At 69.7% G+C, this 26,213-nt stretch carries 22 protein-coding genes; 6 read left to right on the top strand and 16 right to left on the bottom strand.

The genetic code is table 11. The features are described from left to right. The first annotated feature begins 127 nt into the window (after positions 1 to 127). Entirely contained in the window at positions 128 to 1,516 is a 1,389-nt protein-coding gene (locus ABZS61_RS28510; RefSeq protein WP_356427245.1) for a citrate synthase, read from the top strand. Between the two features lie 6 nt (positions 1,517 to 1,522). On the opposite strand, the gene ABZS61_RS28505 is transcribed toward ABZS61_RS28510, so the two are convergent. Next, positions 1,523 to 2,542, bottom strand: a complete 1,020-nt coding sequence (locus ABZS61_RS28505) for a LacI family DNA-binding transcriptional regulator (RefSeq protein WP_356427242.1) — start codon at positions 2,540 to 2,542, stop codon at positions 1,523 to 1,525. Positions 2,543 to 2,740: 198 nt separating this feature from the next. Between ABZS61_RS28505 and ABZS61_RS28500 the strand changes: the two genes are divergently transcribed. Together ABZS61_RS28500 and ABZS61_RS28495 are read left to right on the top strand one after the other, a co-directional pair. Beyond that, on the top strand, positions 2,741 to 4,414 hold the full coding sequence (locus ABZS61_RS28500) for a sensor histidine kinase (protein WP_356427238.1): 1,674 nt from the start codon (positions 2,741 to 2,743) through the stop codon (positions 4,412 to 4,414). Then, positions 4,411 to 5,088, top strand: coding sequence for a response regulator (locus tag ABZS61_RS28495; RefSeq protein WP_356427235.1), 678 nt, complete (start codon positions 4,411 to 4,413; stop codon positions 5,086 to 5,088). Before ABZS61_RS28500 ends, ABZS61_RS28495 begins: the two co-directional genes overlap by 4 nt. A gap of 25 nt (positions 5,089 to 5,113) precedes the next feature. Here ABZS61_RS28495 and ABZS61_RS28490 read toward each other — a convergent pair whose 3' ends face one another. The 6 genes from ABZS61_RS28490 to ABZS61_RS28465 all read right to left on the bottom strand — a co-directional run bounded on the left by ABZS61_RS28490 (position 5,114) and on the right by ABZS61_RS28465 (position 11,895). Beyond that, the gene (locus tag ABZS61_RS28490; RefSeq protein ID WP_356427232.1) at positions 5,114 to 6,706 is read right to left on the bottom strand and encodes a cation acetate symporter; all 1,593 of its coding nucleotides are present in this window, start codon (positions 6,704 to 6,706) and stop codon (positions 5,114 to 5,116) included. Then, positions 6,703 to 7,179, bottom strand: coding sequence for a DUF485 domain-containing protein (locus ABZS61_RS28485; protein WP_356427229.1), 477 nt, complete (start codon positions 7,177 to 7,179; stop codon positions 6,703 to 6,705). The genes ABZS61_RS28490 and ABZS61_RS28485 overlap by 4 nt, the downstream gene beginning before the upstream one ends. 98 nt (positions 7,180 to 7,277) lie before the next feature. Then, complete coding sequence (locus tag ABZS61_RS28480; protein WP_356427226.1) at positions 7,278 to 7,946, bottom strand: response regulator transcription factor; 669 nt, start codon at positions 7,944 to 7,946, stop codon at positions 7,278 to 7,280. Then, positions 7,943 to 9,106, bottom strand: coding sequence for a histidine kinase (locus ABZS61_RS28475; RefSeq protein WP_356427223.1), 1,164 nt, complete (start codon positions 9,104 to 9,106; stop codon positions 7,943 to 7,945). The genes ABZS61_RS28480 and ABZS61_RS28475 overlap by 4 nt, the downstream gene beginning before the upstream one ends. After that, positions 9,103 to 9,630, bottom strand: coding sequence for a DUF1453 domain-containing protein (locus ABZS61_RS28470; protein ID WP_356427220.1), 528 nt, complete (start codon positions 9,628 to 9,630; stop codon positions 9,103 to 9,105). Before ABZS61_RS28470 ends, ABZS61_RS28475 begins: the two co-directional genes overlap by 4 nt. A gap of 138 nt (positions 9,631 to 9,768) precedes the next feature. Next, the gene (locus ABZS61_RS28465; RefSeq protein ID WP_356427217.1) at positions 9,769 to 11,895 is read right to left on the bottom strand and encodes a DNA topoisomerase IV subunit B; all 2,127 of its coding nucleotides are present in this window, start codon (positions 11,893 to 11,895) and stop codon (positions 9,769 to 9,771) included. Positions 11,896 to 12,327: 432 nt separating this feature from the next. Between ABZS61_RS28465 and ABZS61_RS28460 the strand changes: the two genes are divergently transcribed. Continuing rightward, complete coding sequence (locus tag ABZS61_RS28460) at positions 12,328 to 12,561, top strand: hypothetical protein (RefSeq protein WP_014153643.1); 234 nt, start codon at positions 12,328 to 12,330, stop codon at positions 12,559 to 12,561. A gap of 106 nt (positions 12,562 to 12,667) precedes the next feature. Here the strand turns inward: ABZS61_RS28460 and ABZS61_RS28455 are convergent, their stop codons facing one another. The 6 genes from ABZS61_RS28455 to ABZS61_RS28430 form a co-directional block, all read right to left on the bottom strand. Next, positions 12,668 to 13,501 carry a serine protease gene (locus ABZS61_RS28455; RefSeq protein WP_356427214.1) on the bottom strand — a complete coding sequence of 278 codons (834 nt, stop codon included), beginning with the start codon at positions 13,499 to 13,501 and terminating at the stop codon, positions 12,668 to 12,670. Positions 13,502 to 13,633: 132 nt separating this feature from the next. After that, complete coding sequence (locus ABZS61_RS28450; RefSeq protein WP_356427211.1) at positions 13,634 to 15,178, bottom strand: RNA polymerase sigma factor; 1,545 nt, start codon at positions 15,176 to 15,178, stop codon at positions 13,634 to 13,636. A gap of 323 nt (positions 15,179 to 15,501) precedes the next feature. Further along, entirely contained in the window at positions 15,502 to 16,368 is an 867-nt protein-coding gene (locus ABZS61_RS28445) for a FadR/GntR family transcriptional regulator (protein WP_356427343.1), read from the bottom strand. A 181-nt stretch (positions 16,369 to 16,549) separates the two neighbouring features. Next, the gene (locus tag ABZS61_RS28440; RefSeq protein WP_356427208.1) at positions 16,550 to 18,298 is read right to left on the bottom strand and encodes an ATP-binding cassette domain-containing protein; all 1,749 of its coding nucleotides are present in this window, start codon (positions 18,296 to 18,298) and stop codon (positions 16,550 to 16,552) included. A gap of 136 nt (positions 18,299 to 18,434) precedes the next feature. Then, the gene (locus ABZS61_RS28435) at positions 18,435 to 19,199 is read right to left on the bottom strand and encodes an NUDIX domain-containing protein (RefSeq protein WP_356427205.1); all 765 of its coding nucleotides are present in this window, start codon (positions 19,197 to 19,199) and stop codon (positions 18,435 to 18,437) included. 192 nt (positions 19,200 to 19,391) lie between these two features. After that, positions 19,392 to 20,729, bottom strand: a complete 1,338-nt coding sequence (locus ABZS61_RS28430) for a DUF4192 domain-containing protein (RefSeq protein WP_356427202.1) — start codon at positions 20,727 to 20,729, stop codon at positions 19,392 to 19,394. Between the two features lie 110 nt (positions 20,730 to 20,839). Here ABZS61_RS28430 and ABZS61_RS28425 point away from each other — a divergent pair, with 110 nt between their 5' ends. Together ABZS61_RS28425 and ABZS61_RS28420 are read left to right on the top strand one after the other, a co-directional pair. Next, on the top strand, positions 20,840 to 23,011 hold the full coding sequence (locus ABZS61_RS28425) for a RecQ family ATP-dependent DNA helicase (RefSeq protein WP_356427199.1): 2,172 nt from the start codon (positions 20,840 to 20,842) through the stop codon (positions 23,009 to 23,011). Between the two features lie 216 nt (positions 23,012 to 23,227). Beyond that, positions 23,228 to 23,869, top strand: a complete 642-nt coding sequence (locus ABZS61_RS28420) for a hypothetical protein (protein ID WP_356427196.1) — start codon at positions 23,228 to 23,230, stop codon at positions 23,867 to 23,869. Between the two features lie 60 nt (positions 23,870 to 23,929). Here the strand turns inward: ABZS61_RS28420 and ABZS61_RS28415 are convergent, their stop codons facing one another. The 3 genes from ABZS61_RS28415 to ABZS61_RS28405 form a co-directional block, all read right to left on the bottom strand. Beyond that, positions 23,930 to 24,589: a hypothetical protein gene (locus ABZS61_RS28415; protein WP_356427193.1), complete on the bottom strand. Its 660-nt coding sequence runs from the start codon at positions 24,587 to 24,589 to the stop codon at positions 23,930 to 23,932. Between the two features lie 55 nt (positions 24,590 to 24,644). Then, positions 24,645 to 25,355, bottom strand: a complete 711-nt coding sequence (locus ABZS61_RS28410; RefSeq protein ID WP_356427190.1) for a ribonuclease HII — start codon at positions 25,353 to 25,355, stop codon at positions 24,645 to 24,647. A 126-nt stretch (positions 25,356 to 25,481) separates the two neighbouring features. After that, positions 25,482 to 26,099 carry a TetR/AcrR family transcriptional regulator gene (locus ABZS61_RS28405; RefSeq protein WP_356427186.1) on the bottom strand — a complete coding sequence of 206 codons (618 nt, stop codon included), beginning with the start codon at positions 26,097 to 26,099 and terminating at the stop codon, positions 25,482 to 25,484. Positions 26,100 to 26,213 lie beyond the last annotated feature (114 nt).

Here is a 26,213-nt window from a genome sequence, read left to right as displayed (position 1 = left end):
GTCTCTCCTCCGGCAGTCGATTGAACATTGATTCGACTGTCTATGATTGACTCAATTCATGTCAACATTGATTCAATCAATATGGAGCCGTCATTGGATGCCGATGGAAATCGATACGGTGGGCGCCATGACGCATGAGGCAGCGCGCGGAGCCGACACGGAAGGCGCCGGAAGCGAAGATCCAGGGGAGGCGCGCAGGCTCACCACACGGGAGACGGCGGAACTGCTGGGGGTGAAGCCCGAGACCGTGTACGCATACGTGAGCAGGGGACAGCTCAGCAGCAGGCGGGCCGCCGGAGGGCGCGGCAGCTCGTTCGACGCCGCCGAGGTCGCGGCCCTGGTCCGGCGCACCGGACGCAGGGAGCCCGTTCCTGCCGCGGGCGAGCTGGTCTTCCGTACCGGCATCACGCTCATCGAGCACGACGCGTACTACTTCCGCGGTGTCGACGCCACCGAGCTCGCCCGCGAGTACGGCTACGAGGAAGTCGCGGAGTGGATCTGGACCGGCGAGCTCCGCCCCGGCATCCGTTTCACCGCACCCCCGGAATCGCTCGCCGCCGCACGACAGACGGTCGCCGCGCTCCCGGCGCACAGCGGGTCGACGGACCGGCTGCGGGTCGCGGTCGCCGCGGCCGCGGCCGCCGATCCGCTGCGGTTCGACCTATCGCCCCAGGGGGTCCTCAGCAGCGCACGCGGCCTCATCCCCACCCTGGTGGCCGCGTTGCCCGTCGTCGGGGAACAGCCGCCTGCCGAAAGCCACGACGGGGCGAGCGGCGTCTCCGCGACCCTCGCACGGCAGCTGTGGCCGAGGCTCTCCGGCCGGCCGGCCGACGCGGCGTCACTGGCCGTGCTCGACACCGCTCTCGCGCTGCTCACGGACCACGACCTTGCCGCCTCGACGCTGGCTGCGCGGGTCGCCGCGTCCGCCCACGCCCATCCGTACGCAGTGGTCTCGGCAGGGTTGGGGGTCCTGGAAGGACCCCTGCACGGTGCCGCGAGCGGCCTGGCCCACCGGATGCTGTCCGAGGTCGTGGAACGGGGCCGCGCATCCCCGGTCGTCGCCGACCATCTCCGCACGGGCCGCCGCGTGCCGGGGCTGGGGCACCGCCTGTACACGGGTGTGGATCCACGGGCACAGGTGCTGTTCGACCTGCTGGAGGACGTACCGCAGGCTGCCCGGGCGCTGACCGCTGCCCGCGACGTGGTCGCCACCACCGCCCGCCACACTCCCCTGCACGCCAACGTCGACCTGGCGCTTGCCGTCCTGTCGGTCGCCTGCGGCATGCCCGCGGAGGCGGGCGAGACGGTGTTCGCCGTGGCCCGCACAGCGGGCTGGATCGCCCACGCACTGGAGGAGTACACGGAGAGGCCCCTGCGGATGCGGCCCACCGGGCAGTACACAGGCCCTCGACCGCCACAGCCACTGCCCGCGCCGGCACTGCCGCCCGCACCGCTGCCCCAGCCCGCACCGCTGTCAGGGGCCGCACCGCCGCCTCGGGCCGATCCTGCAAATTAGCTACAATCAGCGGGAATTTTCACGTGGCGGCTGGGCCGTGGAGCCGCGTACCACGAGTTCCGGCTCGAAGAGAAGCTCGTCGGACGGCACCGCGCGCCCCGCGATCTGCACCGAGAGCAGCTCCACCGCGGCCCGGCCCATGGCCTCGATGGGCTGGCGGACCGTGGTCAGCGGCGGCTCGGTGCAGTTCATGAAGGCCGAGTCGTCGTAGCCGACGACCGAGACGTCCGCGGGCACGGACAGTCCGCGGCGGCGCGCCGCACGCACCGCGCCCAGGGCGAGCGGGTCGCTGGCGCAGATGATCCCCGTGACCCCCTGGTCCAGCAGCCGCATGGCAGCGGCCTGCCCGCCCTCGAGCGAGAACATGGCCCGGGACACCCGCTCGTCCGGCACCGTGGTCCCCGCCTCCTCGGCGAGCGCGCGGGCGGCAGCGAGCTTCCGCTGCGAGGGCACGTGATCGGACGGGCCCAGGACGAAACCGATCCGTTCGTGACCGAGCGAGACGAGGTGACGCCACGCCTGCTCGACAGCCACGGAGTCGTCGCACGAAACCGCGGGGAATCCCAGATGAGCGATGGCCGCGTTGATCAGGACCACGGGGATCTTGCGGTCGGCGAGCACCTTGTAGTGATCGTGCGGGGCGTCGGCCTGGGCATAGAGCCCACCGGCGAACACGACTCCGGACACCTGCTGCTGCAACAGGAGCTCGACGTAGTCGGCTTCGGAGACGCCGCCCTTGGTCTGGGTGCAGAGCACGGGAGTCAGCCCCTGCTGGGCGAGCGCGCCGCCGACCACTTCGGCGAAGGCCGGGAAGATCGGGTTCTGAAGTTCGGGAAGGACGAGCCCGACCAGCCGGGCCCGCTCGCCGCGCAGCTGCGTGGGGCGCTCGTAGCCAAGGACGTCCAGCGCGGAGAGGACGGCTTGCCGCGTGGCGTCGGAGACGCCCGGTTTACCGTTCAGCACGCGGCTGACCGTGGCCTCGCTGACTCCTACCTTCTGGGCAACCTGAGCAAGTCGTCGCGTCATGAACGCAAGATTAGCGCAAGAACCGCAAAAAGATTGCGCTGCGGTGGAAATCACCGAAACCCACTGCACGCTCACAGATCGAGCGCCCGGAGGCAAGCCCCGAGGCAAGCCCTCCAGCTCAGACGTTCCGGTGCGTCGGCGGAAGAACAACAGCAACGGATTTCGAAAAGGCCCGGAGTGCCCTCTACCGTTCGTACGATGAGCGCCCCATCGACCACCGTCCGGGGGCCCCGCCGGTTCGGCTGGCCGAAGCGGGTCTTCTCGCAGGTCCTCCTCATGCAGCTGACCATCATCACCGGTGTCACCGCGCTGGTCACCGGCCTCTTCCTGGCGCCGCTCAGCGACCAGCTCGACGACCAGGCGATGCGCCGGGCCCTCGCCATCGCGCAGAGCACGGCGGCACAGCCGCAGATCGCCTCTTCGCTGCTCTCCACGGACCCGGCCCCGGACGGTCCCGTCCAGAACGTGGCCGAGCGGATCAGGCGGTCCACCGGCGCCGAGTACGTCGTGGTCATGGACAGGCGCGGGGTGCGCTGGTCGCACACCGACACCTCCCGGATCGGCGCAGTCGTCTCCACGGACCCCAGCACGGCGCTCGCGGGCAGGTCCGTCATGGAGATCGACAGCGGCACGCTCGGCCGCTCCGCCCGCGGCAAGGTGCCGCTGCGCGACGGGGCGGACCGGATCGTGGGCGCCGTCTCCGTCGGCATCGCGTACGACAGCGTCCGCGCTCGGCTGCTCGCGACGATCCCAGGGCTGCTCGCCTACGCCGGCGGGGCGCTGGCCGTGGGGGCGTTCGCCGCCTACCTGATCTCCCGCCGCCTGCAGCGGCAGACCCACGACCTGGCGTTCTCCGACATCTCCGCGCTGCTGACGGAGCGCGAGGCCATGCTGCACAGCATCCGTGAGGGTGTGGTCGCCCTCGACCGCACGGGACGCATCCGGCTGCTGAACGACGAGGCCCAGCGACTCCTCGGCCTCGGTCCCGATGCTGCGGGCCGCCCGCTCGACGACGCCCTGGGCGCCGGGCGGACCGCCGATGTACTGGCGGGCCGGGTCGTCGGGCACGACCTGGTGACGGTCCGCGGCAACCGTGTGCTGCTCGCCAACCGGATGCCGACCGACGACGGCGGTGCGGTCGCCACCCTCCGCGACCGGACCGAGCTCGAGAACCTCGGCCGTGAGCTCGACTCCACCCGCGGCCTGATCGACGCCCTCCGCGCCCAGGACCATGAGCACGCGAACCGGCTCCACACCCTCCTGGGGCTCCTGGAGCTGGAGATGCACGACGACGCGATGGAATTCGTCACCGAAGTCGTCGGCGTCCACCGGGCGACCGCCGAGCAGGTCACCGAGAAGGTCCACGACCCGCTGCTGGCCGCGCTGCTCGTCGGCAAGACGACGGTGGCCGCGGAGCGTGGTGTCGCCCTTCGCATGGCGCCCGGCACGCTCCTGCCGGACCGGCTGGTGGACCCGCGCGATCTCGTCACGGCCGTCGGCAACCTCGTCGACAACGCCCTGGACGCCGCGGCGGGAACGGTGGACGCCCGGGTCGAGGTGGACCTGCGGGCCGACGGCCGTACGGTGGTCCTGCGCGTGTACGACAGCGGCCCGGGCATACCCGCGGGCAGCCGTGACTCGATCTTCATCGAAGGCTGGTCCACCAAGGAGCTCCCTGCCCATGGCAAACGCGGGCTGGGCCTGCCGTTGGTGCGGCGGCTGGCGGAACGGCAGGGCGGCAGCGTCTCCGTGTCGGATTCCCCGGAGGGCGGGGCCGTGTTCACGGTCGTCCTGCCCGAGGCCCTCGAAGAACGGGCCCCGGACGGCATCGCGACACCCGCACGACCGGCAACGGCAGGAGAGACCCCGTGATCGAGGTCCTGATCGTGGACGACGACATCAGGGTCGCGCAGATCAACGCGGCGTACGTCTCCAAGGTGCCCGGCTTCCACGTGGCAGGCCAGGCCCACTCGTCCACCGAGGCACTCGCCCGGATCAGTGAGACACCCGTCGACCTGATCCTGCTCGACCACTACCTGCCGGACCGCAACGGTCTGACCCTGGTCCGGGAACTACGAGGGCTCGGCCGGCACACCGACGTGATCATGGTGACGGCCGCACGCGACGTCGCGACCGTTCAGGCGGCGATGCGCCACGGAGCCCTCCAGTACCTGGTGAAGCCGTTCACGTACGCAGGGCTGCGCACCAAGCTGGAGGCGTACGCAGCTCTGCGGCACACCTTCGAGGGCGGCGGCGAGGCCGAGCAGACAGAGGTGGACCGGCTCTTCGGGGCCCTGTGGGCCACCGGGGAGCCCGACCTTCCCAAGGGGCACTCGCCGACCACCGCCGAGCTGGTCCGTCAGGCCCTGCGCACCGCCGACGGGCCGCTCTCCGCGCAGGAGATCGCGGAGAGCGCCGGAATGAGCCGGCAGACCGCCCAGCGCTATCTGAAACTGCTGGAGCGGACGGGACGGGTGCGGCTGTCCCTGAAGTACGGCGAGACGGGCCGCCCCGAACACCGGTACACCTGGGCCTCGGGCGCCTGAACCCGCGGCAGGAGCATACGGATCCTCAGGCCGCACCCGCGCCCGTCAGCGACCGGACCTCCGCCTCCGCGTGCCTGGCCGCGTCGGGCGGCTCCGTGGAGGTGACCGTGCCGATCCAGCCGGCCAGGAAACCGGCGGGGATGGACACGAGCCCCGGGTTGTCCAAGGGGAAGAGCTGGAAGTCCACGCCCGGGAAGAGCGAGGTCGGACTCCCCGAGACGACCGGCGAGAGCAGGACGAGCAGCAGCGCGGGAATCAGCCCGCCGTAGACGGACCAGACCGCCCCCCGCGTGGTGAAGTTCCGCCAGAACAGCGAATACAGAAGCGCCGGAAGGTTGGCCGAGGCTGCGACCGCGAAGGCCAGTCCCACCAGGAATGCGACGTTGAGATCCTGGGCGAGGAGTCCCAGTGCGATCGCGACGACGCCGACACCCGCCGCGGCCGTCCTGGCCACGGCCACCTCGCTGCGCTGCTTGGAACCCCGGCGGCGGAACGAGGCGTAGAGGTCGTGCGCGACCGAGGCGGAGGAGGCCAGCGTGATCCCGGCGACAACGGCGAGAATGGTCGCGAAGGCGATGGCCGCCACCACGGCGAACAGCACCGTGCCGCCGGTGGATCCTTCGCCACCTCCGAGAACGAGTGCCAGGAGCGGGACCGCGGTGTTCCCCGAAGCGTTCGACGCGCGTACGTCCGCCGAGCCGACCAGGGCGGCGGCTCCGAACCCGAGCACGATCGTCATCAGGTAGAAGCTGCCGATGAGTCCGATGGACCAGACGACGGAGCGCCGCGCCGCCCGGGCCGTGGGCACGGTGTAGAAGCGCGACAGAATGTGCGGCAGACCGGCCGTGCCGAGCACGAGGGCCAGGCCCAGGCTCATGAAGTCGAAGCGCGCCGTCCAGCTTCCTCCGTACTTGAGTCCGGGCGAGAGAAACTCCCGTCCGTGACCGCTGCGTTCTGCGGCCGTGTTGAGGAGTGTGTTGACGTTGCCGTGGAAGTGCACGAGCACCAGCACGGTGAGCGCGAGAGCACCGGCCATCAACAGGACGGCCTTGACGATCTGGATCCAGGTCGTGGCGCGCATACCGCCGAGCGACACGTAGATCACCATGAGTGCGCCGACCCCGACGACGGTCCACGACCGGGCGGTGTCGCTCGTCCCGCCGAGCAGGAGCGCGACGAGACTGCCCGCACCCACCATCTGTGCCACCAGGTAGAGCACCGACACGGTGACCGACGAGGTACCGAGCGCGGTGCGAACGGGACGCTCCGCCATGCGGGCGGCGACCACGTCGGCGAGCGTGAACCGCCCGCAGTTGCGCACGAGTTCCGCGACGAGGAGCAGGACGACCAGCCAGGCGACGAGGAAACCGACCGAGTAGAGCATGCCGTCGTAGCCGAAGAGCGCGATCAGCCCCGAGATCCCGAGGAACGAGGCTGCGGACATGTAGTCCCCTGCGATGGCGAATCCGTTTTCCATGGGGGAGAAGAGCCGCCCGCCCGCGTAGAACTCCTCCGGCGAACCCTGCCTGTTCCGGCTCACCCAGGTGGTGATGCCGAGCGTCACCGCGATGAACGCGCTGAACAGCAGCAGCGCCAGCGTCTGGTGGTCCCCGCTCACCGGTCGGTCCCTCTCGTCATCTCCTGGGTGTCCCAGCGCAGTTCCAGCGCATCCCTGTCCCTGCGCAGCCGGGCATGACGCGCGTACGCCCAGGTGAGCAGGAACGTGGTGACGAACTGTCCGAGCCCCGCGACCATCGCCACGTTGAGCGCACCGGCAACCGGGCGCGCCATCAGCTCGTGTGCCGTGGTCGCGGCGACGACATAGGCGAAGTACCAGAGGAGGAAGGCGACCGCCGCAGGGACCACGAACCTGCGGTAGCGGCGGCGCACTTCGCGGAAGGCCGCGCTCTGCTGCACCTCGCAATAGATATCGGCAGCACTGGGGTTGTGCTGTGGCGCCACGGGGACGGGCGGCCCGTGGGGCGCAATGCCTCCCGTACCGTCCAGCTCGCCCCATCCGGGAGCCAGCGCGTCGTACCACGGGTCGTCGAGCCGCACTGCTGCGACTTCCGGCCCTGCTTCCTTCTCCACCCGAACAACTCCCTTGTCCGCGAGCCTTTTCGGTCGCGTAGCCAAGAATGGGCAGATCGGGAAGATCCCGGGCACTTCATTCGCCCGGCTTCACCATTTCAGGTGACGGAAGTGCCGGGCGGGTGTGCGAGTCCCCGGCCGTACGCATAGCGCACGGCCTGTGCCCGGTCACGCGCTCCCGTTTTGGCGAAGAGGTTGTTGATGTGGGTCTTCACCGTGGCCCGGGAGACGTGCAGCGTGCGTGCGATCTCCGCGTTGGACAATCCCCCGGCGATCAGGACGAGCACCTCGGCCTCTCGTGGGGTGAGACCGTCGGGCAGCTCGGACGGCGCCGGGGCGCCTGCCTCCGCGGTGACACGCTCCAGCAGCCGGCGCTGCACCTTCGGCGAGAGTCCGGCCTCACCGGACAGCACCGCCTCGATGGCCTGCACGATCTCCTCACCCCGCGCGTCCTTGGTCAGATAGCCTCGCGCGCCCGCCTGCAGCGCGGTGAAGAGCGAGTCGTCGTCGGCGAAGGTCGTGAGCACCACCACCTGGGTGTGCGGATGTTCCTTGCGGATCCTGCGCGTTGCCTCGACGCCGTCGCAGCGGGGCATCCGCAGATCCATCAGGACCACATCGGGCGCCTTCTCGGCGACGAGAGCAACCGCCTCGTGCCCGTCCTTCGCCGCACCGACCACCTCGATGCCGGGCAACAGCCCCAGCAGCATGACGATGCCTTCGCGCACAATTGCCTGATCATCGGCGACCACCACCCGCGCACTCACGCAGGCACCCGAAGATTCACCACGAACCCCTCCTCGCCCGGCCCCGCCTCCAGCGTCCCGCCGATCAGTTCGGCGCGCTCCCTCATCCCCAGCAGACCGTAGCCGGAGCCACTGACAGCGAGCTCTCCGTCCGAGCGGCGTCCGCCGGAGTCCCGCACCTCCAGGGCGACGGAGTCCGGCAGGTACTCGAGCCGGACCAGGACCGCGGCCCCCGGAGCATGCTTCCGGGCATTGGTCATCGCCTCCTGTGCGACCCTCCGTACCGTCTGGGAGGCGTCCGCGGCAAGCGGTCTGCATTCCCCCGCCACGAGCACCTCGGCAGCCTCGCCGGCCACCAACTGCCGCAGGAAGTCCTCCACAGGCGTCATCTCCCCTCGCAGCGCGGACAAAGCCTGACGCGTCTCAGCAAGCCCCTCACGCGCCATGGAGCGCGCTGCGACGACTCTCTCCAGCACGAGGTCGCGGAACTCCCCCGCAGGCTCTCGTTCGATCAGCAGCCGGGCCGCTTCCAGGTGCACCAGTTGTGCGGAGAGGCTGTGGGCGAGCACATCGTGGATCTCACGGGCGATCCTGGACCTCTCGGCCAGCGCGGCCGTCCCGGCCTCCGCCACCCTCGCCGCCCGCTCCTGGTCGAGCAGGCGCCTCGCGCTGCCCCGGGCCTCGGCATCGAGTCGCAGAACATAACCCCCCAGGCACAGGCTTCCGGTGGTGATCACCGTGGTCAGCCACCCGTCGCTCTCCACGATCGCGTAGGCGGCGAGAGCCACAGCGGTGAGCGGCACGGCTACCAAGAGCGGGAGCCGCTCCAGGGCGGTGATGGCGCACCCGCCCCACAGCACGACGGCGAGGGCTCCGGCGCCCGCCTCCTGCGCCCCGAACGCCGCGGCCATCAGCAGCACCAGCAGTCCCAGGGAGGGCCACAGACGATGTGCCAGGGTGCTCCGGAAGAACGCGACGCCCGCCGCCGTGCAGCCGGCCACACCCACCGGGAGCACCGCGACCTGCCAGGGAGCGAATCCCCCTTCGGCGAGGGCGCGCCAGAGGAGGCCGACCAGCACAGCGGTCCATACGACTCGTCCGATGGCGGCCCGCGGGCGTGTGTGCGCGGTTCTGGCGAGGGCCTCCTTGGACGGCCAGCTCGTCCACGTGCTGCGGTTCACGCGTGCCCCTTCCACCCGGCACGTGTGGGCCGCAACGACATCCCGTCGGCCGAACCACCGTGCTGCGTGCGCAGGCTCTGCGCCCGCAGGCTCAGCACACCGCTGCGGGCGAGCAGCATGGCCGCGAGCGACATCGTGAGAGCGGCTGCCCCCTGGTGTATACCCCACAGCACCCCGGCACCCGCCAGCGCGGCGCGGATCGTGAGTCCTCCCGCCCACACCATGACGGTGGCCTTGGTGCCCCTGCTCCACACAGAGCCGTCCGGTTCGCTCCACAGCCCGGCGGTCCAGCCCCAACCGGCACCGGTGACCAGCCCCACCACGAGCCCGGCTCCGAGGATCAGTGCGGACAGCGCCTCGTTCTGCGGGTCAAGGGCTCCGTCGTTGCGCGCGGAAATGATCAGCAGGATCGCCGGCAGGACCCACCACCGCTTGTCGTCCCCGATGCGCTGCGCCGTGAACTGGCGCACGACGACGAGCGCGATGACCGCAGCGATCACCAGTACATGGAAGAGCGCGGACATGGGTGCCTCCGACGGGCGGGAAGGATTGAGGCCTTCGACGCTACGGAAGCGGGGAGATCACGGGATCGGCTCAGGGGTTGAGCGTGGGTGGAGAAGCTGTCTCCACCCACGGGTGGACTCGGGAAGCCGTGGACTCGGTCAGACGTCGATGCGCGAGCGGTCGAGGGTGGCCGCCGAGCTGGTGATGAATTCCTTTCGGGGCGCGACCTCGTTGCCCATCAGCAGATCGAAGACCTGCTCGGAGGATTCGAGGTCACCGATGTTGATCCGGCGCAGTGTGCGGTGGCGCGGATCCATCGTGGTCTCCGCCAGCTGGTCCGCGTCCATCTCGCCGAGACCCTTGTAGCGCTGGATCGAGTCCTTGTACCGGACGTTCTTCCGCTGCAGCTCCAGCAGCGTCTGCCGCAGTTCGTTGTCGGAGTACGTGTAGATGTACTTGTCCTGGCCCTTCTTGGGCTGGACGAGCTCGATCCGGTGCAGCGGGGGCACCGCCGCGAAGACCCGCCCGGCCTCGACCATGGGCCGCATGTAGCGCTGGAAGAGCGTGAGCAGCAGGCACCGGATGTGGGCGCCGTCGACGTCGGCGTCCACCAGCAGGACGATCTTGCCGTAGCGTGCGGCGTCGATGTCGAAGGTCCGTCCGGACCCCGCTCCTATGACCTGGATGATGGCGCCGCACTCGGCGTTCTTGAGCATGTCCGAGACGGACGACTTCTGAACGTTGAGGATCTTTCCGCGGATCGGCAGGAGCGCCTGGAACTCACTGTTCCGGGCGAGCTTGGCCGTACCCAGCGCCGAGTCTCCCTCCACGATGAAGAGCTCACTGCGCTCGACGTCGTCGCTGCGGCAGTCGGCGAGCTTCGCGGGCAGGGAGGAGGACTCCAGTGCGGTCTTACGGCGCTGTGCGTCCTTGTGCTGGCGGGCGGCGATGCGGGTGCGGGCGGCCGCCACCGCCTTCTCCAGCACCGACCGGGCCTGTGCCTTGGCATCCCGCTTCGTCGAGGTCAGGAACGCCTTGAGTTCCTTGGCCACCACGTTGGCGACGATCCGGTTGGCCGCCGAGGTGCCGAGCACCTCCTTGGTCTGACCCTCGAACTGCGGCTCAGCGAGCCGTACGGTGACGACCGCCGTGAGGCCCTCCAGGGCGTCGTCCTTGACGACGTCGTCCTCGGCGACGCGCAGCAGCTTGGCCGACCGGAGCACCTCGTTGACGGTCTTGGTCAGGGAGCGCTCGAAGCCCGACACGTGGGTGCCGCCCTTGGGGGTGGCGATGATGTTGACGAAAGACTTGACGTTGGTGTCGTACCCGGTGCCCCAGCGCAGCGCGATGTCGACGCCCAGCTCACGGGTGACCTCTGTCGCCGTCATGTGCCCGCGGTCGTCCAGGACCGGCACGGTCTCCTTGAAGGTCCCCGTCCCGGTCAGGCGCTGGACGTCGCAGACCGCCTTGTCCTGTGCCAGGTACTCACAGAACTCGCTGATTCCGCCGTCGAAGCGGAACGTCTCCTCCGTCTTTCCTTCGCCGTCGATGCCACGCTCGTCCCGTACGACGATGGTCAGGCCCGGCACCAGGAAGGCCGTCTGCCGTGCTCGCTGGTACAGCGTCTCCAGGTTGAGCTTGGCGTCCTTGAGGAAGATCTGCCGGTCCGCCCAGTACCGCACCCGGGTACCGGTGCGGTTCTTCGGTACTCGCTTCCCCTTGCGCAGCCCGTTCGACGGATCGAAGGGACTGTCCGGCCCCTGTTCCGTGAACATGCCCGGAACGCCGCGCCGGAAGCTGATCGAGTGGGTCGCACCCGTACGGTCGACCTCCACGTCGAGACGGGCGGAGAGCGCGTTGACCACCGAAGCGCCCACGCCGTGCAGGCCGCCCGACGCCGCGTAGGAGCCACCGCCGAACTTTCCGCCGGCGTGGAGCTTGGTCATGACGACCTCGATGCCGGAGAGCCCCGTCTTGGGCTCGACATCGACGGGGATACCCCGCCCGTTGTCGCGGACCTCGACGGAGCTGTCGTCGTGGAGGATGACCTCGATGCTGTCGCAGTACCCGCCGAGAGCCTCGTCGACCGAGTTGTCGATGATCTCCCAGAGGCAGTGCATGAGTCCGCGACTGTCCGTGGACCCGATGTACATTCCGGGGCGCTTGCGGACCGCTTCGAGCCCCTCGAGAACGAGAAGGTGCCGCGCGGTGTAGTTGGAGCTGTCCCTGTCTGCGCCGCCTGCTCCGGTCAGCAGCGCAGTGGACGGCACGGAATCGGCGGTCACGCGGTTCGCTCCTCGCTGAATTTCATTGGGGGCCCAGTGGGTAGCGGGCTCGGCCTCGGTAGCCGCTGAGAGCCTACCGAGGCCTGGTAGAGCGGTTGTAACGCCACCCAGGGGGAATCATTATGCTAGTCCAGCCTCGCATACGCGTTCGATCATTCGTTTGAGTGACGTGCACATCACGTTCCCTTCGAGGCATGAACCATTTAGGCTCCGGGCACGTCCTCATGAACAACCGGCAAGCCAGCCGGCGGACCCACCACCGCAAGCAACGCGAAACCGTAGCGCTCCGCAATACGGCACATTCGCCGCCAACCGGCAACAGACAGCCATCTTGAGAAGAAGTTTCGAAGAAAAGCCACGAGCGGGAACGTTTTCGGCCTGGTTGGATGTTGACCCTGGTACGACAGCTCGTCGAGCTAGAGAAGAGGCGACGTGACTACTGTTCTGACCCCCGCGAGCCCGCTGACCGCAGCTGACCGCTGTGACCGTTGCGGCGCCCAGGCATATCTGCGCGTCGTCCTGATCAGCGGCGGTGAACTGCTCTTCTGCGCCCACCACGGACGCAAGTTCGAGCCGGAACTCAAGAAGATCGCCGCGGAAATACAGGATGAGACAGATCGGCTCACCGCCGTACAGGCAAGTGCAGCCGACGAGGAACAACACTGACACCTCGCATCCACGACGAGCCAGGGGCCTGTCCAGGACCGGCCGACGGGCGGCTTCCCCGCGAGGGGAAGCCGCCCGTTCTCGTACCTCCGGGGTGCCCGCGCCGTCAGTCCTGACCGGCGGCCATCCACCGGATCGCCGTGGAGACACGTGTGTACACACCGGGGCTCCCCGGGCTCCCGCAGCCGCTGCCCCAGGAAACGAGGCCGATGAGCCGCCCACGGGCCACCAGCGGGCCGCCGGAGTCGCCCTGGCACGCATCCCGCCCGCCGGCCGTTTCACCGGCGCAGAGCATCGATGAGGCGTCGTACGTGCCGTGCAGGCCGCCGGGGTAGGCACGCACGCAGGCACTGTCCGGCAGCACACGCACCTGGGCGGCGTGCAGAACAGACGCATAGGCGCCGTAGCCGGTCGTGTCCCCCCAGCCGTACACCTTGGCACCGGTGCCCGGCTCGTAGGCGGCGTTCCCGGCTCCGGCCATCGGGATGACGCTGCTCGCCGGCAGCTTCCCCTCCAGAGTCAGCACCGCCAGATCGCCGGCGTTCGTACGCGGGTCGTAACCGGGATTGATCCACGCCCCACGCACCGGGATCTCCTTGCCGCCGGGTCCGCTCAGCTCGTCCCGGCCCGCGATGATCCGCAGATCGCGGACCTCGGAGACGCCGACGCCCAGGACGTCCTGCCTCAGGCAGTGCGCCGCCGTCAGCACTTTCGCGGGCGCGATCGCCACCGCACCGCAGAACTGACCGTCGCGGGTTCCTCCGAACCGGTCACGGCTGGACAGTGCCACGACCCAAGGACTGTCCGCGATGCGGGCAGGACGGCCGCCGACAACGATGCTGTCCGCCACGGCAGGGGCCTGGGGGGCGAGCGGTATCACGGCCGCAACAGCCGCCAGGGCAAACGCCACGGGCACGGCACGGACGACAAAGCGGGGCATGAAGACTCCTGACTCCGGGGTGAACGATGCCTACTCAGCGTCATCCGCACCGCAGTCGCCCGCACCTGCACACGGACGCGGGGCCCGGAACCTGAGAAGGTTCCGGGCCCCGCGTCCGCGTCTGCCCGCGATCTAGTCGAGGTAGTCGCGCAGCACCTGGGAGCGCGACGGGTGACGCAGCTTCGACATCGTCTTCGACTCGATCTGACGGATGCGCTCGCGCGTCACGCCGTAGACCTTGCCGATCTCGTCCAGCGTCTTCGGCTGGCCGTCGGTGAGACCGAAACGCATCGACACCACGCCCGCCTCACGCTCGGAGAGCGTGTCGAGCACGGAGTGCAGCTGCTCCTGGAGCAGCGTGAAGCTGACCGCGTCGGCCGGCACGACCGCCTCGGAGTCCTCGATCAGGTCTCCGAACTCGCTGTCGCCGTCCTCACCCAGCGGGGTGTGGAGGGAGATCGGCTCACGACCGTACTTCTGGACCTCGATGACCTTCTCAGGGGTCATGTCGAGTTCCTTGGCCAGCTCCTCCGGGGTGGGCTCCCGGCCCAGGTCCTGGAGCATCTGGCGCTGCACACGCGCGAGCTTGTTGATGACCTCGACCATGTGCACCGGGATACGGATGGTGCGGGCCTGGTCGGCCATGGCTCGGGTGATCGCCTGACGGATCCACCAGGTGGCGTACGTGGAGAACTTGTAGCCCTTGGTGTAGTCGAACTTCTCGACCGCGCGGATCAGGCCGAGGTTGCCCTCCTGGATGAGGTCCAGGAAGAGCATGCCGCGTCCGGTGTAGCGCTTGGCCAGCGAGACCACGAGCCGGAGGTTGGCCTCCAGCAGGTGGTTCTTGGCCCTGCGGCCGTCCTCGGCGATGATTTCCAGTTCACGCTTGAGCTTCGGCGCGAGCTTGTCGGAATTCGCCAGCTTGTCCTCGGCGAAGAGACCGGCCTCGATGCGCTTGGCGAGCTCGACCTCCTGCTCGGCGTTGAGGAGGGGAACCTTGCCGATCTGCTTCAGGTAGTCCTTGACCGGGTCGGCAGTGGCACCGGCGACGGCGACCTGCTGGGCAGGCGCGTCATCCTCGTCGTCGTCGGAGAGGACGAAGCCCTTGTTCTCGCCCTCGCCCTCCTCTTCGTCGCCCTTGGCGGCCTTGACGTCCTCGGCCGCCTCGTCGCCGTCGAGGAGCTCCTCGTCCTGCTTGCCGGCCTTCTTCGCCGCGGTCTTCTTGGCCACGGTCTTCTTCGCGGCAGTCTTCTTGGCCGCTGTCTTCTTCGCGGCAGTCTTCTTCGCCGGGGCGGCCACGGCGTCGTCAGCCGCCGGGTCCACACCTTCGGCCGCCGGGGCGGCAGTGGCCGCGACGGTGCGCGTCACGGTGGTCTTGGCGGCGACAGTCTTGGTGGCGGTGCGCTTGACCGGGCTCTTCGCTGCGACGCTCTTGCGGGCGCGCTTCGGCGACTCCGCGGCACTGACCATCAGCGTCACACCCTCTTCCTCGAGGATCTGGTTGAGGCTGCGCAGAACATTCTTCCACTGGGTTGGCGGAATCTGGTCAGCCTCGAAGGCCCGACGCACGTCGTCGCCGGCGATCTGCCCATCAGCCTTTCCCCGCTCGATGAGCGCCATCACAGACTCGGACTCGGCGATCTCCGGCGGGAGCGTACGGGATGTGCTGGCCGACACGAACAACCTCTCGGAACGATGGAAACGGCTTCCGGCCCCGCCCTGGAGAGGGCTGGAACCGACGACCGGCGGCTGGGGATGTTGCCGACGGCGCGGGCTTGGCCTCAGAACTGCACAGCGCACTACGTGGCTGCTGTATTCCTTCCGCGGCGGTCACCTCTTAAGTCATCGCACTGTTTCGAGGAGTGTTACGCCCAATCCGCGTGGCCCGAGTCACACCTCATTACCGACAAACATACCGAAGGGTCATATCTCCGTATAATTATGCCGCCGGACCATGAGGGCCGGCGGCACACGGTCCCCCTACCCCGGCAGTACGGCAGTCAGTGCTCGCGCGGCGCGGGTACCACCCGCTCCACGTCCAGGTGGACGACGAGCAACTGCCGCATCGCCGCTTCGGCCCCGGCGGAGTCACCCGACGCGAGCGCCTCGACGATGCGCGCATGGTGACCGAGCGACACTTCGCCGGGCCGGTCACAGCCCGTGACGGGGCCACCGGAGACCTGCAGGGCCGCCGAGACGATCCCGGAGAGGTGCTCGAGCATGCGATTGCCCGCCGCTTGAATGAGCAGGGAATGGAACTCCGCGTCGGCCCGGGAGAAGGTGATTCCGTCCGCCTGCGCCATCGCGTGCCCCATGATCTCGATCATGTCGCCGAGGCGCTGCTGGATGTCCTCCCGCCCATGACCCGCGGCAAGCCGGGCGGCCAGTGGCTCGATCGTCCAGCGGAGCTCGGCCAGCTCCCGGCGCTGGTCGTCTCGCTGAGGACCGAAGGCCCGCCATTCGATGATGTCGGGGTCCAGAAGGTTCCAGTCGCTGACCGGCCGGACGCGGGTGCCCACATTGGGACGGGCGCTGACCAGTCCCTTGGCCTCGAGAACGCGCAGGGACTCCCTCACGACGGTGCGGGAGACCTCGAATCGCTGACCGATCTCCTCCGGGACGAGCGGCCGGTCGGCGCCGAGGTCGCCGGAAACGATCATCTGGCCCAGCTGCTGGACCAGTTGGCCATGGAGCCCACGGCCCCGACTGGCTGTGCCGCGCCGGCTCGTACGCCCGAAATCGGAATCGCCACCGCCCCAGGAACGCAGCGGGGCGCGCTCGCCGGCCGGCGCCTCCCCGTAGGGGTATCGGTCGAGTTCGCCCGGGCCGGCGAGGCCGGAATCGGCGGAGCGGGCGGCGGTCATCATGGTGTGCGCAAGGGTACTCACGCATCCTTTGTCGGCGTGGCTCAGCCGACCCTTGAGGTCTTTGGTGAAAAGCACACGAAAGGGTGATCGGCACCCACCTCGCAATTGACGCCTTATCGTCTGAAATCGCACATTTTCTGGAGAGTTGCCCCCAACTCGCCTCCAGTGAGAATCGCCGTGATCACCAACGGGCCCTGCCTCGAAGGCTGGTGAACACATACGCGCAGATGAGGGCCGACAACGACAAGGAAAGAGCTACTCCCACGGGCTGAGTCACCACGCGCACGGCAGCCATCGCCCACTTGTCCGTTTCATAGGGCCATTGCAGCCAGGCGAGCTCCCGCAGCCTGCCCGGGAGTCCGGCGATCGAACGGGCGGACGGACCCGAGAGCAGCCACTGCACCAGTGGAACGACAAGGACAGGAACGGCGAGGACGGCGGCGACTCCGGCGCCCGTCAGGCGAAAGACGCCGGCCGCCAGCAGCCCTGCCCAGGCGCAGCCGACCGCCAGACCGGCCCAACTCGCTGCCAGCGGTGCGGCGTTTGCGGGGACCTCGACCAAGTCTCCGCCGTAGACGAGGCGCAGGACTTCGGCATCCGCGAGCACAGATGCCGCGGCCAGAAACAGCGCCACGCCTGCGGAGACAGCCAGCTTGGCGACCAGGAGCCCGACGCGACGCGGGACTGTCCCGCGCCCCGCCGCGAGGGCGGGGTAGCGGAACTCATCGCCGAAGGACAGTGCACCGAGCAGACCTGCGCCGAGCGCGGCGGGGGGAAGAGGCAGCAGGTCGGGCCAGGCAACCAGCAGATCGGGCAAAGGCGTCCGGCCCGAGCGGGCCAGCAGGACGGAGAGCCCCACGGAGACAGTCAGAACGGCTGCCATGATCATGGTCGTTGTCCGGACGCCCAGAAGGCGGCGCAACTCGTAGCGCAGAGGACGCAAGGGCCCACGGGCTGGTCGTACGGGGATCGGAGGGGGGAGCTCCGAGATCGCCACGGCCGAGGCGGGCCTCGGTGCGGCTCTTACACCGGGTCCGCCGGCGGAAGCAGATCCCGGACCCGTATCCCCCGTCTCGTCTGCGAGTTGGTGCACGGGGACCCCGTGCCGGTATGCCGTGTCACCGATCTCCGCGCAGCTGCTGCCGTACACCGACAACCGGTTGCTCTCCTCGGCGACCACCTCGACGGAACGCTGAGCGGCCCTCGCCTCCCGCCTGACCACCGAGGCCAGTCTGGCCGCATGCGGAGTCCGCACGGCGACGCGGGGACGGAGTCTGGTGCGGGAGAAGTCGGCGACGTCCTGGTCGGCGACGAGGCGCCCGTCATCGATGGTCACGACTCGGTCGGCGGTGCGGGCGGCCTCCTTCGGATCGCTGGTGGTGTGCAGAACGGTGCCGCCCTCGGTCGCGTGCGCCCGGAGCAGCCCGTGCAGCCAGCTCCTCTCCCGAGGGGAGAGCCCCTCGGCGGGGTCGTCGAGAACGAGCGTGTGCGGATCGCCGAGCAGTGCCGACGCGAGGCCGAGGCGGCGGTCCATACCGACCGAGAGCGTGCCGAGGCGCTGATCCCCCAGTCCGGCGAGACCGACGACCTCGAGCAGGTCGTCGGCCCGTGACGCGGGGACGCCGGCGGCGGCGCAGAGCATTCGGAGCTGCCCGCGGGCGGTACGTGCGGGATGGCCCGGTACGTCGCCGAGCAGCACGCCGACCTCGCGGGCGGGGTGGCCGATGCGATGCAGGGGCCGGCCCCGGAAATAGGTGACACCGCGCCCGGATTCGAGCTCCAGCATCAGACGCAGAGCAGTGGTCTTGCCGGATCCCGGAGCGCCGAGAAGTACGGTGACGCGGCCGGGCGGGGCTTCGAAGGTCAGGTCGTCCACGGCGGGGGAAAGGTCGCGGCGGGGGGTGCTGGTGAGTCCGATGGCCTGGAGCATCGCTTCTCTCGCGGAGTGTGAGACCGCTCGGCGGCAGGGTTGGGTACCCCAGCAAGATAACGCGACATTTCAGACTTTTTGCGCAGCGGTGAGGCGGTGGGCGTTCCGCCGCCCCGGACTTCACACGTCCGCGTCGTCAGACCTCGGGCCGCAGCATCGGCGGATTGAGCACATTGGCCGCTCCTGCCCGGAAGAGCTGCGCGGGGCGCCCGCCCTGACGGGTCGTCGTCCCTCCGGAAGGAACCAGGAATCCGGGCGTGCCGGTGACCTTGCGGTGGAAGTTGCGAGGATCCAGGACGACACCCCACACCGCTTCGTACACCCGTCGCAGCTCACCGACAGTGAACTCGGGCGGGCAGAACGCCGTGGCCAACGACGAGTACTCGATCTTGGATCGGGCCCGCTCCACCCCGTCGTCGAGAATCCTTGCGTGATCGAAGGCGAGCGGCTCGGACTGTTCGCCCTCACGGCTCAAGCCGCCTTCGGCGCCGAGCAGATCCTCGACCGGGGCCCAGCGGGCACTGTTCGCGTCACCACCGGCGCGAGGTGCGGGAAGATCGGGCGCCAGTGCGAGGTGCGCGACACTGACGACCCTCATCCGGGGGTCGCGCTCCGGATCTCCGTACGTGGCGAGCTGTTCCAGGTGGGCACCGTTTCCGACGGCGGGGACTGCCGGATCCTGTGCGCAGAGCCCGGTTTCCTCGACGAGTTCACGCGCTGCCGCGGCAGCGAGGTCCTCATCGGCTCTGACGAATCCGCCCGGTAGCGCCCACCTGCCCTGGAAAGGCTGCTCGCCGCGGCGCACCACCAACGCACAGAGCGCGTGACGGCGGACCGTGAGCACAACCAGGTCGACGGTGACAGCGAAGGGCGGGAAGGTCGACGGGTCGTAGCGCGGCATGCCGAGATCATAGTCGTCTGCCTGACGATAAACAGTCCCTTCGCCGTGCCGGGGGCTGTCACTCGGCCACGGCCGTCGCCCGGGCCCGCGTCCGCCTGGGGCCGGCCGATGCCCGGGCCCAGCCGCCGCACCCCGTCGCCGGTCCCTGATCCGCTCCGGGCTGTACCCCGGCCCCCGCCCGGCGGGCGCCCGTCAACGGCCGCTCCTGGTCTCACGTCGGCCCTGCTTCTGGAGGTCCCGGACCCGACGCCGGGATGCCGCCGCCTGTCCAGGGCGCGTGGAGCCGGGGGACGCCCTCCTGCGCCGTGCGGCCGAGCTGCGCGCCTGCTGCGGCCGAGGGCGTCGCTCCGTACGCCGCGCGATCTGTTCACCGGCCCTGCGGCCGCCGCCCTGTCCGGAGCGCACCCTGCGCTCGCTGCGCAGACACCGGCGCAGTGTCTCCGGGTCCAGGCCCTCGTTGCACGCCTGGTGCAGCAACTGGGCGAAGGCGTAGTCCGGGTCGGCCCGCAGCGCGAGCCCCAGCGCCACCCTCGCAGCCGGTTCATCGCCCGAGGACCAGGAAACCCAGCCGGCCAGCGAGAGCGGCGCAGCCGCATGTTCCACGTACGGGCCGACGCATCGACGAGCCAGTGCCCGCCACAGACGCAGTGCGGTCTCAGCCTCTCGGCCTTCCATCCACTCCGCCGCCCTGTCCCGCGTCTCCCTGTCCTGAAGCCCGAGAATCACAGCGGCGGCCTCGTCCGCGCTGATCAGACCGTCATCACGGCTCTCCCCGTCCGACGGAGCGGGCACCGGCGCACTTCCGAGGCGGTCCATGAGGGCACGCGCGAGTGCCAGAGTCTCCCCGGCCACCTCACGCCGCCCCACGGCGTCGAGGATCCTGGACATCAGCGCAGCTCCCGCAGAGTCAAGAGCCCGCTCCTGTTCCGCCGCGGCCGCAGCCGCGGAACCCCACGGCGAGAGCCGCGCCTCCATCTCCCGCAGCGAGCCGCGCACCTGAATGCCGGCGTAAGCGGCTGCCGCCGCCATCACGGTGGTACCAGGAAGTGCCAGTGGATTCCCCTCGGCCGGACAGCACCGCTCATCGGGGCAGCAGTACGACCAGTAGCGACCGTCGGAGATGCAGAGTGCCTCCAGCACCGGAACATCGAGTGCCCCGCAGGCCCTGCGCAGACACTGCGCGAGGGGCCTCAGCCGCTCCATGATCTGATTGCCGTTTTCTCCGTCGGCCGGGTCCTGGCAGAGGAAGACGACGATCGCGTCCGGACGCGTGTCACGCCGCTCACTGCCGGAGATCAGGCTCTGCGCGAGCTGGTCGGCGACCGGCGCCCACTCCGTCGGCGACTGCGGAATGCCCAGCCTCAGCCGCCCTCCGAAGCGGCCCCGCCCACCGTGGAGGGCCACCATGACCACGCTGTCGTTCGGATGGAAGCCCATGAGGTACGGCAGGGCATCGGCTAGTTCGGCGGGGCCGCGGAGGGTGATCTGCTGCTCGTCGGCCGGTCCGGTGGAATCGTGGTGCTTGTTCATGGCTCGACCGTCCCGCGAGCAGCCGATTTCCGCGACCCCTGTGGATAACTTTATCCACAGGCGCCGCACGGTCGTTCGCGGTTGTCACAGGCATCGGGTTGCATGGGGGCATGACCAACGCAGACCGCGCAGAGCTCAGAGCCTCGGCCGATTCCGTACTTGCCCGACTCGTCGGGGACACCACCGGCGCTGCCCGCCTGCGCGAGGACCAGTGGCGGGCCATCGAGGCCCTCGTCGCCGACAAGCGCAGAGCCCTGGTCGTACAGCGGACGGGATGGGGAAAATCCGCTGTGTACTTCGTGGCGACCTCGCTGTTGCGCGCACAGGGCAGCGGCCCGACGGTGATCGTCTCGCCCCTGCTCGCGTTGATGCGCAACCAGGTCGCCGCGGCGGCGCGGGCGGACATCAGGGCCCGCACGATCAACTCCTCGAACACCGAGGAGTGGGAAACCGTGCAGGCGGAGGTCGCCGCAGGAGAGGTGGATGTGCTGCTCGTCAGCCCGGAGCGGCTCAACAACCCCGACTTCCGCGACCAGGTGCTGCCGGCACTCGCCGCCGCGACGGGTCTGCTGGTGGTGGACGAGGCACACTGCATCTCCGACTGGGGGCACGATTTCCGGCCGGATTACCGGCGCCTGCGGACCATGCTCGCGGACCTCCCCGCGGGCGTCCCCGTCCTCGCCACCACGGCCACCGCCAATGCCCGTGTGACCGCGGACGTCGCGGAGCAGCTCGGGACGGGTGCGGGCACGGACGCGCTGGTCCTGCGTGGCCCGCTGGACCGGGAGAGCCTCAGTCTCAGCGTGCTCCAACTACCCAATGCCGCGCATCGTCTGGCGTGGCTGGGCGACCATCTCGGGGAGCTTCCCGGCTCGGGGATCATCTACACGCTCACCGTCGCGGCCGCCGAGGAGATCACGGCCTACCTGCGCCAGGGCGGGCACACGGTCGCGTCGTACACCGGCCGGACGGAGAACGCCGACCGGCAGCAGGCGGAGGACGATCTGCTGGCCAATCGGGTCAAGGCCCTGGTCGCCACATCGGCACTCGGTATGGGATTCGACAAACCCGACCTCGGTTTCGTCGTGCACCTGGGTTCGCCGTCCTCCCCCATCGCCTACTACCAGCAGGTGGGACGCGCGGGGCGTGGCGTCGCGCATGCCGAGGTGCTGCTGCTCCCGGGCAAGGAGGACGAAGCCATCTGGCAGTACTTCGCCTCGGTCGCCTTCCCTCCCGAGGAGCAGGTGCGCCGAACGCTCGATGTCCTCGCCCAGGCCGGCCGGCCTCTGTCGTTGCCGGCCATGGAGCCCTTGGTCGATCTGCGGCGCACCCGCCTCGAAACGATGCTCAAGGTGCTGGACGTCGACGGCGCCGTGAAGCGGGTGAAGGGCGGCTGGATCTCCACGGGCCGGCCATGGATCTACGATGCGGAGCGCTACGCCTGGGTCGCCGGACAGCGGTCCGCCGAGCAGCAGGCCATGCGCGACTACGCATCGGGGACCGGTTGCCGCATGGAGTTCCTCCGGCGCCAGCTGGACGACGACGAGGCCAGGGCGTGCGGCCGCTGCGACAACTGCGCAGGCGCCCGGTTCGACGACAAGGTCTCCACCGCGGCACTCGACGGTGCACGGGGCGAGCTCGGTCGTCCGGGCGTGGAGGTCGAGCCGCGCAAGATGTGGCCCACCGGGCTGGCAGCGGTCGGGGTCGACCTGAAGGGCCGGATCCCGGCAGGGGACCTGTCCTTCACCGGACGCGCACTCGGACGGCTCTCCGACATCGGCTGGGGCAACCGGCTCCGCCCGATGCTCGCAGCACAGGCCCCCGACACCACTGTTCCGGACGATGTGTCGAACGCGGTGGTCACGGTCATCACCGACTGGGCCAAGGGGCCGGGTGGTTGGGCTTCCGGGGCTCCGGACGCCGCCGCCAGACCGGTCGGCGTCGTCACGGTCGCCTCGCGCCGCAGGCCACAGTTGGTGCAGTCGCTCGGAAGCCGTATCGCCGAGGTCGGCCGGATGCCTCTGCTGGGAACCGTGACCTACGCGCCCGGCGCCGAGGACCTCCGCATCTCGCAGACCAACAGCGCACAGCGGGTGAAGGCGCTGCACGAGGCGCTCGTCGTGGAACCCGCCCTCGCCGAGGCCCTGGCCGCCGCAAAGGGGCCCGTCCTGCTCGTGGATGATCTCTCCGACACCGGCTGGACGCTCGCCGTAGCGGCTCGGCTGCTCCGCCGGGCCGGCGCAGAGGGTGTGTTTCCGCTGGTCCTCGCCATCCAGGCATGACCCGAGGCTTCATCCGGCGTCGTATGGGCAGGGATATCCGTGTCATTCCGGCTGATACCCGTCAGGCTCACCAATTGCTCGTTGCCGCCTGCCGATGCGGCAGGAAGAATTGAACTCGCTCCCCGCACGGTCCTTTCGCGGGCCCGCAAGGGCTGTGCCGCGGCGCGCCCTCATTCGACCCTGCCCGCACCGTGGGCGCGTAGCGAAGGGAGGACCGTGACCTTCGGATTCGCTCCGTCCGCAGCCACATCGCTGTCGGCGTCCCCGGTATCCGCAGACTCCGTCAACCACCTTGCCAGGATGCTCGAACCGGCCGAGTGGGCGGCGGCCGGCATACCTCTGCTGCGCAGCCCGCGCGAGGTCGTCAGCGGCTTGCACGCACGGCACCGGCCGACCCCGGCCACTGCCGTCGTCGCCGTCCTCGATCATGAGGAACGGCTCACAGCCAGCGCTTCGTTCGCCCGCCGCACCTCGGTGACGGCGGACGGATGGGAGTTCCGTAACGAGGTGCTCGCCCATCTGCGCCGGGTGATCCCGCACGATCTCCGCCGTCGCACCCCGGTACGTACCGCGGTGCTGCTCTACTGCCGCGAGGGTGACGAACGGTGGACGGAGGAGGACGGAGCGTGGATGTGGGGACTGAGGGATGCCTGCACGTTGCACGGACTTCGCTGCGGCGCCTACATCACCCTGACGCGTGGAGGCTGGCAGGTCCTGGGCGAGGGCCGGGGTGGCCGCCGTCCCAGTTCGCTGTCCCAGCCGTCACCTCTCGCCGACACATCCGCCGGTCATGATCCGGTCCCGTTGCGCACGGGTGGCGGAGCGGCGGAGGCACTGAGGCGGACCGCCGCCCGGTAAAGCGGAACATGGGTCCCGGGAGTCCTTCCTGCGGACTCCCGGGACCCACGGACGTACGGCTCAGACGCCCGCACCGAGCGCGGAGTTGATCTTCTCCGGGTCTCCGCACACGATCAGCAGCGCGCCCGCGCGGTCCCGGGCGATGGGGAGAGCACGGGCGGCACTGTCATCGATGTCCCCGTTGGCGGCGACGATGACCACAGGCCGGGAAGCACAGCGGTCGACGGACGCCGTGCGGGCGAAGAAGACATCGTCACCGGCATCGTGGTGGGCCCAGTACGCGGGCTCTCCGAAGGAGAGTTCGTGTGTGGCCCAGGGGTGGTTCTCACCCGTGGTGAGAACCAGGATGTCGCCGGGCGCCCGCCCGGAGTCCAGGAGCAGATCGACGGCCTCGTCGGCTGCGTCGAGCGCGCCGTCGGCCGGGGCCGGGATCAGCTGGAGCTGCGCCGCGGAACGATTCTCCGGCCGCTTGCGCTCGGCCGGGGCGGGAGCCGGGACAGCGGCGGGGGCAGCAGGACGCGTGGATGTGGGAAGCGGGCGCTGCGCCGGGGGCGCGGGCCGCGCAGGGCCGGGGCCCGGATGTCCGGGACGCGGCGTGGCCGCGGAACGCGGACCAGGTACGGGACGGGGGGTCGGCGCGGTGCGGCCGGCGGCCTGAGTGGCGCGGGGACCCTGGACGCTCTCGGGAATCTGAGGCTCCTCATGGAGGGGATAGGACACGTGAGTGGTTGTTTGTCGAACACCGGCGGCATGCCGGGGAGATACGCCTGCGCGATCAGAATTCGAAGCCGAGCTGGCCCCCGCTTTCCAGTGCGGCCGCCTCGGCGGAGAGTCGGACCTTCTTCAGGTGCTGCCACCTCGGCAGCGCGTCGAGGTAGGACCAGCTGAGGCGGTGATGAGGCGTGGGCCCCATCACTTCCAGCGCGGCCCGATGCACCGGTGACGGATAGCCGGCGTTGGCGGAGAAGGCGAAGTCTGCGTACTCGCCTGATTCCGCTCCCAGTTCGGCCATCATCGCGTCCCGGCGGACCTTCGCGATCACCGACGCCGCGGCGACGGCGATGCAGGACTGGTCGCCCTTGATCACCGTACGGACGTTCCAGGGCTGTCCGAGGTAGTCGTGCTTGCCGTCGAGAATCACGGCGTCCGGACGCACCGGCAGCTCATTCAGGGCCCTGACCGCAGCTAGACGGAGCGCTGCGGTCATACCGAGCTCATCGATCTCCAGCGGCGAGGCGTGACCCAGCCCGTAGGACGTGACCCAGTCCTCGAGCAACGGGGCCAGCTCCGCCCGGCGCTTGGGGCTGATCAGCTTGGAGTCGGTGAGGCCCTCGGGGGGTCTGCGGAGACCGGTGACGGCCGCGCACACGGTGACGGGGCCGGCCCACGCTCCGCGTCCGACCTCATCGACACCTGCGACGGTCCTGGCACCGGAGGTAGCGCGAAGTGAGCGCTCGACGGTGTGCGTGGGCGGTTCGTACGGCATGACGCCTGTCAGGGTACGCCGGTGGGCACGGCAAGAACACCCCGGGGGCACCGGACAGCGGGCGGACCCGCACCCGGCCGACGCCGGTACGGGGCGGACGCCGTGGCCCCGCGTCGGCCGAGGGGGTCAGGATCGGAACAGCGGCACCATGACTTCGTCGATCATCTGTGCGATCTCGTCATCCGGCCACTCGCTTCCGCTCACCTTGGTGCGGTACATCATCATGGCCGGAATCACGTCCAGCACCATTCCGCTCATGGCGTCCGGTCGCACCTCGCCCCGGGCGACACCGCGGGCGACGACTTCCCGGAAGAGTTCGGTGGAGGGTTCGATCATGCCGTTGACGATCACCGCCTGGAACCGCTCGGCCGCGTTCACGTCGCACTCGTGCAGGACCGATCGCAGGGCGATGCCGGGTCCTGAGAGCATCGCGTCGCGCATCCTGCGGCACACCTCGTAGAGGTCCTCGCGGACCCCGCCCCGGTCGGGTGCCTCGTCGAGGGTCGGCAGGCCGGCGCGCAGCGCGTCAGCGACCAGATCCTCCTTCGAGGGCCACCGCCGGTACACCGCGGCCTTGCCGGTCCTGGCGCCGGCCGCGACGCCTTCCATCGTCAGCCCACCCCATCCCACCGTGCTCAGCTGCTCGAGAGCGGCATCGAGGATGGCCCGTTCGAGCACCGGCCCGCGGCGGCGCAGGGACATCGGCCCGGGCCGGGCGGCGGCCGTGGGACGCGAAGAGGTCATCAGCAGTTCTCCATCGGAACAGGGAAGCGCACATCGTCGCGGGCCTGAGCGGACCCGGCACCGAGGATGTGCACCCCCGATCGCATCCCGCCGACAGCAGTGCCAGTGAACGCT

Source organism: Streptomyces sp. NPDC005566 (assembly GCF_040605575.1).
GTDB lineage: Bacteria > Actinomycetota > Actinomycetes > Streptomycetales > Streptomycetaceae > Streptomyces.
This window is presented reverse-complemented; position numbering and strand designations above follow the sequence as displayed.